At 70.0% G+C, this 9,013-nt stretch carries 9 protein-coding genes and 1 pseudogene; 7 read left to right on the top strand and 3 right to left on the bottom strand.

Going from position 1 to position 9,013, the window contains the following annotated elements:
• Positions 1 to 515: 515 nt before the first annotated feature.
• From ACFU7Y_RS33210 to ACFU7Y_RS33220, 3 genes are all read right to left on the bottom strand, one after another.
• Positions 516 to 773: a hypothetical protein gene (locus ACFU7Y_RS33210; protein WP_224273090.1), complete on the bottom strand. Its 258-nt coding sequence runs from the start codon at positions 771 to 773 to the stop codon at positions 516 to 518.
• Positions 774 to 1,210: 437 nt separating this feature from the next.
• Positions 1,211 to 1,351, bottom strand: a complete 141-nt coding sequence (locus tag ACFU7Y_RS33215; RefSeq protein WP_224273088.1) for a hypothetical protein — start codon at positions 1,349 to 1,351, stop codon at positions 1,211 to 1,213.
• A gap of 62 nt (positions 1,352 to 1,413) precedes the next feature.
• Positions 1,414 to 1,956 (bottom strand): NUDIX hydrolase, encoded by a 543-nt coding sequence (locus ACFU7Y_RS33220; protein WP_380770599.1) that lies wholly within the window; start codon positions 1,954 to 1,956, stop codon positions 1,414 to 1,416.
• A 341-nt stretch (positions 1,957 to 2,297) separates the two neighbouring features.
• Between ACFU7Y_RS33220 and ACFU7Y_RS33225 the strand changes: the two genes are divergently transcribed.
• From ACFU7Y_RS33225 to ACFU7Y_RS33255, 7 genes and pseudogenes are all read left to right on the top strand, one after another.
• Entirely contained in the window at positions 2,298 to 2,864 is a 567-nt protein-coding gene (locus ACFU7Y_RS33225; protein WP_224273084.1) for a GNAT family N-acetyltransferase, read from the top strand.
• A gap of 516 nt (positions 2,865 to 3,380) precedes the next feature.
• Positions 3,381 to 3,878 carry a transposase gene (locus tag ACFU7Y_RS33230; RefSeq protein WP_380770602.1) on the top strand — a complete coding sequence of 166 codons (498 nt, stop codon included), beginning with the start codon at positions 3,381 to 3,383 and terminating at the stop codon, positions 3,876 to 3,878.
• Positions 3,875 to 4,294, top strand: a complete 420-nt coding sequence (locus ACFU7Y_RS33235) for a VOC family protein (protein ID WP_380770600.1) — start codon at positions 3,875 to 3,877, stop codon at positions 4,292 to 4,294. The genes ACFU7Y_RS33230 and ACFU7Y_RS33235 overlap by 4 nt, the downstream gene beginning before the upstream one ends.
• Positions 4,295 to 4,687: 393 nt before the next feature.
• Positions 4,688 to 4,774: pseudogene (locus ACFU7Y_RS33240) on the top strand (aminoglycoside O-phosphotransferase APH(3'')-Ia); the annotation flags it as partial.
• 1,079 nt (positions 4,775 to 5,853) lie between these two features.
• The gene (locus tag ACFU7Y_RS33245) at positions 5,854 to 6,957 is read left to right on the top strand and encodes a bifunctional DNA primase/polymerase (protein ID WP_380770601.1); all 1,104 of its coding nucleotides are present in this window, start codon (positions 5,854 to 5,856) and stop codon (positions 6,955 to 6,957) included.
• Positions 6,954 to 8,573: a phage/plasmid primase, P4 family gene (locus tag ACFU7Y_RS33250; RefSeq protein WP_224273074.1), complete on the top strand. Its 1,620-nt coding sequence runs from the start codon at positions 6,954 to 6,956 to the stop codon at positions 8,571 to 8,573. The genes ACFU7Y_RS33245 and ACFU7Y_RS33250 overlap by 4 nt, the downstream gene beginning before the upstream one ends.
• Complete coding sequence (locus ACFU7Y_RS33255) at positions 8,570 to 8,974, top strand: DUF6009 family protein (RefSeq protein WP_224273067.1); 405 nt, start codon at positions 8,570 to 8,572, stop codon at positions 8,972 to 8,974. Before ACFU7Y_RS33250 ends, ACFU7Y_RS33255 begins: the two co-directional genes overlap by 4 nt.
• Positions 8,975 to 9,013: the final 39 nt, after the last annotated feature.

The raw sequence follows: 9,013 nt of genomic DNA on the forward strand, positions 1-9,013 counted from the left end.
CCGGTGCTCAGTAATGGGCACGCCGGGTTCGGAGAGCGGCCTGGAGAAACGGACCGGTAGCAACACTGGAACCGCGCTCCAGGCCGACTCAACCGCCCCGCGCGCCGAAGGAGACGGAGTACACCGGCGCATATACCCCCTGTCGGGCGGCGGCTTCCTCTCCGACTTCCTCCCACAATCGCCAGGGCGGTCCGGTGGGCTGTGGGTCGACGGCGTACGTCGCCGCCTCCAGCATCGGAGGATGAAGTTCCTCCCAGGCCCCGTGGTGGGTGTGGACGGGTAGTGCGACCCGGGACACCGGAGCCGTCAGCTCGGTGCAGCACCCGGCACACGCGAATATGTCCAAACAAGCTCCCCCTCGCCGCGGTTCCCGGGGATTGTGCCTCGCTTGCGGCGGAGGATCCATCGGATTTCGGAGCGGTTCCAGGGCTTCCGGGGCGCGCGTCATCCCGAGATTGATGGCAGGGCGGCCCCGCCCCACTGGGTGCGGGGCCGCCTGGTGGGCTGGCGGTTGGTCAGGCCGGGTGGCTGGCGGGGCGGTGCAGGGGCATCTGGAGGACGGCGGTGGTATTGGGGTGCTCACCGGTCACCGGCCTTCCGCAGCTCCAGCAGGCGGCTTCTCCCCCGGTCCTGGAGCTCTCGCAGGACGCGCAGGTGTGGTGGCGTCGGCCGACGGGTCCGGCGTACGGGTCGGTGGCGACGATCGGGATGGCGATCAGGACCGGCTTGTGGTCGGCGGCCGGGGCGGTGTGGTGCGTAGCGATGCGGGCCATGGCTGTGGTCTCCCTGATCTGGACGGCGGGGTGGTGAGGAAGGCGGCGGGCCTGTCCTCGTGGAGGCTGGCCCGCCGTCAGGTGGTTACAGGCGGCCGTCGGCCCAGGCCTCGGCCTCGTGGCCGCGCTTGTCGTCCTCGTCGGCCTCGTCGGCCTGGCTTCGGTAACCGCGTCGGTGGCGCACAGTTCGGCGATGGCGAGGTCCCGGCCGAGGGCGGACCACGGGTACGCGCCGGACCCGAGCCACTTCACAATGCGCGGCAGAGTGTGGTGGGCGATCTCACGGTTCAGGAGCTTCGAGCTGGGCCGGACGAGGTCGTCGGCGGCAGGCGTGGCCATCAGTTCGACGGCCACGTTGGCTCTGAGCGGCTCCGGGAGGGCCTCGATCTGCGAAGCGCTCGGGGGCACGGCCCCGCTGGGGACGTATCGCTCCCACATCAGGTGAAGACGTCGGGTGCGGCGCGCAGGCGGCTGCCTTTGCCACCGGCCAGGACCAGGGCGACGGCGCCGGCGGGCAGGGAGACGAGCGCGCTGCTGTGGGACGGGGCGGTGGTGTCGGTGGTGCTCTGTCCGGTCACGAGGTTCCTCCCGGATGGCGGGTGGGTGAGGCGGCTGCCGAACCGCCCGCCCCCCAGGGGAACTACAGGAGGTTCAGCACGTCCAGGGCGAGATAGGCGGCGGCGGTGTCGGTCATCTCGCCGCTGCGGAGCACGCGGGTGCGGAACTGCGCGAGGTCGAGGGTGACGACGTCGATGAACTCGGTGCGCTCGGGGGTCGGTTCAGCGGCCTTGACGCAGCCAGTGGCGAAGAAAGCGAAGCGGCGGGCGTTGGAGTAGGCGTCCAGCCAATACGGTCCGACGGCGTGGACCTCGCCCTGGTAGCCGGTTTCCTCCAGCAACTCCCTGGCGATGGCGTCCAGCGCTTCCTCTCCCGGTTCGAGGAAGCCGCCGGGCAGTTCGTAGAGCACCTGGTCCGGGCCGGGCCGGTACTGGCGGGCGAGGATGACCTTCTGTTCGGTGGTGAGGGCGAGCACCGCACCGGCCGGGCGCTCGGTCTTGAGGTAGAACTCCTCCTTCCGCCCGTCGGGCAGCTCGAACTCGACACGGTCCACGGACCGGCCGAACTTGCTGAACACGGTGGTGCGCTCGATCTCGCGCCACGACGCGGTGGTGTCGGTCGTCATGGCCAGGACGGTACGGCCCCGGGCCGGCGCGCGGTGGCCGCTCCGCTGCCGGTTGCCGGCCGGTTCCTGGCGGAGGGTGGGGCATGTCCGGGAGACCACCGGCGAACGGCGGCCCGGTGGAGACCGCCACTGACGGTTCACCAGCCCACAGCACTCACCACGCCGCCTCTGAGCAGGCAAAACATCGAAGTCCTGCTGGAGTGTCAGCCCAAGGTCGTAAAAATTACGGTTGCGCAGCTGGTGGCAAGGGGTTTAGAACGGCGTTGTTGCCCAGGACGAGTCGTTGGGGCTCCACGGTCCGGTCACAGGCTGGCGGGGTGTCCCCGGAGGAGACCAGATTGATGACCGCGCTCTCGCTGCCCTTCAACACCGAACGGCTTCTTTTGCGTCCGTTCACGCCGGACGACCTCGATGACCTGTACGCGTACCAGAGCCTCCCCGATGTCGCTCGCTACCTCTACCGGCAGCCGCTCACCCGTGAACAGTGCGCGCAGAGCCTGACGCGGCGCGCGGCCGGCACGGCATGGGCCGAGGACGGCGACGACCTCGTGGTTGCCGTCTGCCCGGTCGGCGAGGCAAAGGTCGTCGGCGAGGTTGTCCTGAAGCTCGCGAGCGCGCGGGCGCGCCAGGTCGAGATCGGCTGGACCTTCAACCCGGCGTACGGCGGCCGGGGTTACGCGACCGAGGCGGCACGTGCGACCGCCGCACTGGCCTTCGCCGAGCTGGGCGCCCACCGGCTCTTCGCCCGCCTCGACGCACTCAACACCGGATCGGTGCGCGTGTGCGAGCGCCTCGGCATGCGCCGGGAGGCACACCTTGTCGAGAACGACCTCGACAACGAGCGCTGGGGCAGCGAGTACGTCTACGCGACGCTCGCCCGGGAGTGGAAGGCCGGCCGGGCTCAATAAGCCTGGCTGGAGGGCCGGGGGCGGGCGTCCTGAGGAACACTGCCATCGCGGAATGCCCTGCGCTGTGCGGTAGGCCGTCGGCAATGGCGGTGCGTGGCGCGCGCTCCCGGCGGACTTCCCCTGGTGGCGGGTGGTGTACGACTTTCCGAAAGGGTTCGCGGTACTGGCGCACAGGTGGGTGGTGGAGAGGACCCTGGGGGTGGCTCTCACGCGCCCGCCGGCTCAACCGTGTCCACGAGCGCCGCCCCGATCACCACCCGCAGACGGTGTGGTGGGCCGCCCTGATCACACTCACGCGGAGGATGGCGCGCGCCGGCACCTGCACTGGCCCGAGTACCGTCCACACCGGCTGGACCCGAACCCGGCCTGAACACCCCGCGCTCGCGCACCAGCCAGCCGCGCGCCTGAAGCGCGTAGGCGCGATGGCGCACCTTTGGCCGCCCCAGGCCAACCATCCCACACCGCAGCCACCCGAAAGCCGCAGATCACCGACCACCACGCTCTGAGCTACGGCGGCTGACCCCCGCAACCCGCGAGCAAAGGTGCTGGGTTCACAAAACCGCCGATGTGATCGACTGCCTGCCCAAGTCCGCCCAGCCTGCGGCGAGGAAGGCCTTGCAGGAGATCTACAATGCCGAGAGCCGTGAGCACGCGGCGCGGACCGCTGAGGTGTTCGCCCGGCAGTACGGCGCGGAGTTCCCGAAGGCGGTCAAGAAGATCACCGACGTTGAGGACGAGTTGCTGGCGTTCTACGACTTCCCGGCCGAGCACTGGATCCACCTACGGACCACCAAGCCCATCGAGTCGACGTTCGCCACCGCCCGGCTGCGGACGAAGGCGGTCAGGGGCTCGGACGGCAGAACCCCCGCCGTGTCGCCGGTGTTCAAGCTGGTCGAGTCCGCCCGGAACCGATGGCGGTCGGTGAACTCGCCCCACGTGGTCGCCCTGGTCCGGGCCGGCGCCTGCTTCGAGCGCGGCCATCCGGCCGAGCCGACCCCGGCGGTGGCTGCATGACGCGCCCCGCCACTGGGATGCTGCACCACGTCGAGATCTGGGTGCCCGACCTCAACCGGGCCGTCGTCTCTTTCGGCTGGCTGCTGGAAGCCCTCGGCTACACACCGTTTCAGAGCTGGAACAACGGCCACAGCTGGCGGCTCGGGACGACCTACCTGGTCTTCGAACAGTCCCCGGCGCTCACCGCGGACCAGCACGAGCGGTGCCGGCCCGGCCTGAACCATCTCGCATTCCACGTTGAGGACCACCACACCGTGGAGACACTGGTCTCCGAGGCCGCGCAGCACGGCTGGACCTTGATGTTCCCCGACCGGCACCCGCACGCCGGCGGCGAACAGACCTACGCCGCCTATCTGGAGAACACCGACGGGTTCGAAGTCGAACTCGTCGCCATCATCCCGATCGAATCAGACTGACAACGATCGCCCATCCACAGATCTTGACGATGACTCGTTGTGAGGTGTGGTCCTGACCACATACCGGCTCGGCCGCCCTCGCTCACATCCAGGCTCGTCATGAAGGCTGTCCCCTGCGCGTGCCGGCTCAACGCCTTCTCGATCCCCACCAGGAGAGCGCATCCCAGCCGCTCTCAGGCGGCCGAGCAGCCGCACCGATGAGAGTGTGGTCCGGGGCGGCGGGCTTCGCCGAGGTGCGGCGCGTGTCCCGCACCGACGGCTTCGGCGAGGGAACCGGCTTTGCAGGGGGGTGCCGCTTTTTGCCACCCACAGGGAGCGGTCACGCAGCAGTTCGTCCTGTGGCCGCGGCGGGGATGCTCGGTCCCGAGCTGTGAATGCCGAGCCGGCTGGACGGCCAGGGGAGTGCCGGGCCCGCGCGCACTCGGGTGGTACGACGGTGATGCGGGAGCCTGCCTGGTGACCCGGGCCGTTCACGGCCTGCGCTTCCACCTCCACCTCGACCCGCTCACTTGGGGCTGACCTCTCGGCCCAGGAAGCTGATCGAGCGGCCCGCCGCACGGTTTCTTCGTGATCAAGGAGCGAAACCGTGCGGCCCCGTCTCAAGGCTCGGCACACTCAGCCCCTCAATCCCGGGCTGAGTCGTAAGCCGCGCAAGCCGGCTGGATCGGGTACGGGGGCGGCCCGGACAGCCGGCGGTCAACAGGCGCGCGCAGGCCTCGACCGGGGGCAGCTCGCTGAGGGGTGGCAGGTACACAGGCAAGTCGGTGCTTGAGTCGCTTCGGTCGCTGAGTCGCTGGACGACATGTCGTTCACTGAACCGACGGCCTGGCAGCAGGGTCGGGGAGTCCGGTCTCGCGGATCTGGTGCAGCACCTGGAGGGCGGCAGCGACCCAAGCGACTGGCGGCAGAAGGTCTCGGCCGCTACCTGGGGCGAGAACCTGCCTGCTCCGGTCCCCACATGGTTCCACTCCTCAAGGCCGGGTCGCTGGAGCTACTGAAGCTACCGAAGCGACCCAAAGCGACCCACCTCCGGCCCTTCAGGCGTGCCTGACACGGGCGACACGCCGGGGGAAGCGCCCCGAGAGACTCAGTCGCTTTCAGTCGCTGGGCTTCAGTCGCTCAACAAAACCCCAGGTCAGGGCACATATACTCGCCACAACAGCGACCGAAGCGACTCAAGGTTGGGTATATGAAGACATTCCCGTGTGCGTGTGCGCGTTATAGACCCGGGCTTCAGTCGCTTCAGTCGCTGTTTGCTGTGAAAATGGCCTCTGACCTGCGTAAACGACGGAGTACCCAAACCAGCGACTGAACAGGCTCAGTCGCTCCCCCAGGGCTTGGTCGCTGAGTTTGCCCGCAAGCCCCGGTAGTAACGGTTCGCACGTCCTCGCTCGGCTAGTCTGTGTGAGCTATCTTCTGGACTTCGGTCGCTTCAGTCGCTGATCCGATACCCACCAGTGCCCTGACCTGGCTTTTTGCCTTCAGCGACTGAACGAGCGACTCAAGTCTGAGCAGCTACCGAACAACGAGCAGCTACCGAACAAGGGGAAGGGACCAGCGTGACGGCGCCGATGGCCGTGGGGAGCGACCGAGCGGACCGCCAGCCTGCTGCGCTGGCAGTCGCCCGCTGGTGTGCCGTCCAGGGCTGGCCTGTCCACCCTCTAGCCCCCGGACGCAAGACCCCGCCCGCCAACTGCCGGCCCTGCCAGGAGTCCCCGCACTCCCCCGCCGACTGCCCCTGCCCCGCAGCAGGCCGTTGGTGCCACGGGTTCCATGCAGCGACTCTGGACCAGGGCGTCCTCTCCGCCTGGTGGCGCGTCAACCCGGACTTCGGAGCAGGCGTCGCCTGCGGGCCGGCCGGCCTGGTGGTCATCGACGTGGACAGCCACACCGACGTCGTCCCCGCCCGGGACCGCATCCTGCCCGGCATCCCCATCCACGAGGACGTCGACCTCGAAGGGCTGGAGAACGGCTACCACACTCTCGCCCTGCTGGCCGCCCTCCGCCGTGCTCCCGACCCCACGACGGACGAGGGAACCCTGCGGGTACGCACCCCCTCCGGGGGCCTGCACATCTGGTACCAGGACCACACCGACCGCCGGTTCACCTGCTCCACCGGCTCCTCCGCGGGCCGCGCCCTGGCCTGGCAGGTCGACGTCCGGGCCCACGGCGGCTACATCGTCGCCCCCGGGACCGTCACCGCCGCCGGCACCTACACCCCGCTTCCCGGAGCCCGGACCCCCGCCCCACTGCCCGACTGGCTCAGCGAGGAACTCATCCGTACCGGACACCTCAAGGACCGGCCCGGCCGACCGAGGGTGCCGCAGCCGGCCGTCCCCGACCGTGCCCGCCAGGCCGTCGTGGCCGCGGGTGGCGGCAAGCAGGGCGCGGAAAAGGTGCTCGACACCGTGCTCCAGGAGGTCACAGACTGTGCCACCACCCCCGAGGGCGCGGGCTTCACCGGCAAGCTCAACCGCGCCGCCTACACCGTGGGAGGCCTGGTCTCGGCCGGCCACCTCACGCACGCCGCCGCCGAACAGCTCCTCCTCGACGCGGCCCGCACCGCCCGTCCCGCCCAGGACCGGCACAACTCCGCCGTCATCCGTTCCGGCCTGGCAGCCGGGACCCGGCAGCCCCTGCACATCGGGAAGGCCCGCGGATGACCGACAGCACCCGCCGCAAGAGGACGGTCTTCGACCCCGTGGCCACGGCGCAACAGATCCTGGAATACCCGCCCGTCCCAAGCCCCTCGCAGCCGCCCTGGCACGGCACCGCCGTCCAGGAGAGCCTCCTCGACCCCACGCCCACAGCAGCCGCCGCCCCGTTTCCGCAGGCGGCCGTGGAGCCCGTCCAGGCCACGCAGGCCTCTGCGGGGGGCCCGCAGGCGACCCCCCACGGCCTGCTGCCCGACTCACTCTCCGACCGCGGCAACGCCAAGCTCTTCGTCCACCTCTACGGACGCGACTACCGCCACGTCCCCGGCCTCGGCTGGTACCGCTGGTCCGCCCACCGCTGGCAGCTCGACGAGGACGACACCGTCCTGTGGGCCGCCGGCGAGATGGCCGAGAGCATCGCCACCCACGACCCGCGCGGCCTCTACACCAACACGGACCTGCGCCGTCACCGCCGCCGGGCGCTGTCCACCTCCGGCATGAACGCCATGCTCGCCCAGGCCAAGTCCGCCCCCGGCATGGTCCTCAACGCCGCCCTCCTCGACGCCGACGCCTACGCCCTGTGCACCCCCGGCGGCGTCGTCGACCTGCGCACCGGCGCCATCGTCCCGCCCGACCCGAAGGTCCACCACCACTCGCGGTCCACCACCCTGGCCCCCGCCCGGATGCCCACCCCGCGCTGGAACCGCTTCCTGACCGACACCTTCGGCGACGACAAGGAAGGCCGCCAGACCCGCGACTTCCTCCACCTGCTGCTCGGCTACTCGATCAGCGGCGACGTCGGAGCCCAGGTCATGCCCTTCCTCTACGGCCAGGGCAAGAACGGCAAGTCCGTCCTGCTCGACGTCATGATCCAGCTCCTCGGCGACTACGCCGACGCGGCCCCGCCAGGCTTCCTCATGGCCAAGACCTTCGACGGCCACCCCACCGACCTCGCCGAACTCCACGGCCGCCGCATCATCGTCTGCTCCGAGCTCAAGCCCGGCGACCGCTTCGACGAGGCCCGGGTCAAGCTGCTCACCGGCGGCGACAAGATCAAGGCCCGCCGGATGCGCCAGGACTTCTTCTCCTTCGAGCCCACCCACAAGCTCTGGCTGCTCGGCAACCACCGCCCCGAGGTCGGCACCGGCGGCTTCGCCTTCTGGCGGCGCATGCGCCTGATCCCGTTCGAGCGGGTCGTCCCCGAGGAACGCAAGATCGACAACCTGGCCCACGTCCTCGTCGCCGAGGAGGGCCCCGGGATCCTCGCCTGGCTCATCGAAGGCGCCCGCCGCTACTTCGCCGGAGAGAAGGACCTCGCCGGCCCCCAGGCCGTCCAGACCGCCACCACCGCCTACGCCGAGACCGAGGACCACGTCGGCCGCTTCCTCAAGGAGGCGTGCGTCACAGGCGAGGGCATGCGTGCCGAACAGTCCCAGCTCTTCGGCGCCTACACCCGTTGGTGCGGCTTCGAGGGAGCCAATCCCGTATCCGGGCGTGCATTCGCCGCACGAGTCCGAGAGACACTGGGTATGACCTCTCCCAAGGAGATGGTCCTGTCCAACAGCCGCAAGTACTACCCGGGCATCGGCCTGATCACCGACGACACAGAGGAGCACAACGCGTGAGCGCGCTGATCGACCCGGCCGAGCTCGCCCACGAAACCGACCTCGTCTGGCTGGAGGACACCTCCGACCTCGACTACGTCCGTCAGTCGCTGGACCGCCTCACCACCCGCCGCGGCCGCCCGGCCTACCACCGCGACGGCCGCATGGTCGGCTACGCCATCCTCGGCCCCGACGCCAAGTCCTCCCGGGCCTCCGGCACCTTCCGCCGCCGCGTCTTCTGGCTCCTGCCGCACGACCGCGACCAGGACCCCGAGGGCCTCTACTCCACCGGCGCCCCCTCCGAGGCCGTGGACCCGCGCACCGTCGCACCCCGGGTCAAGGGCTACAAGACCGAGCGCTCCGAGGGCGGCCCGGCCTCGCCGGCGATGCTCGAACTGGGGATAACGCTCCCGAAGGCCTGATCGCTGTCATGCGGTGGTGGGGCCCGGTCCGACACAGGC

This window comes from Kitasatospora sp. NPDC057542, assembly GCF_042801945.1.
Classification (GTDB): Bacteria; Actinomycetota; Actinomycetes; order Streptomycetales; family Streptomycetaceae; genus Kitasatospora.

Coding starts and splice junctions, on each gene's coding strand:
- ACFU7Y_RS33210 (WP_224273090.1), bottom strand. CDS start 773: ATGGCCCGCATCGCTACGCACCACACCGCCCCGGCCGCCGACCACAAG.
- ACFU7Y_RS33220 (WP_380770599.1), bottom strand. CDS start 1,956: ATGACGACCGACACCACCGCGTCGTGGCGCGAGATCGAGCGCACCACC.
- ACFU7Y_RS33225 (WP_224273084.1), top strand. CDS start 2,298: ATGACCGCGCTCTCGCTGCCCTTCAACACCGAACGGCTTCTTTTGCGT.
- ACFU7Y_RS33235 (WP_380770600.1), top strand. CDS start 3,875: ATGACGCGCCCCGCCACTGGGATGCTGCACCACGTCGAGATCTGGGTG.
- ACFU7Y_RS33250 (WP_224273074.1), top strand. CDS start 6,954: ATGACCGACAGCACCCGCCGCAAGAGGACGGTCTTCGACCCCGTGGCC.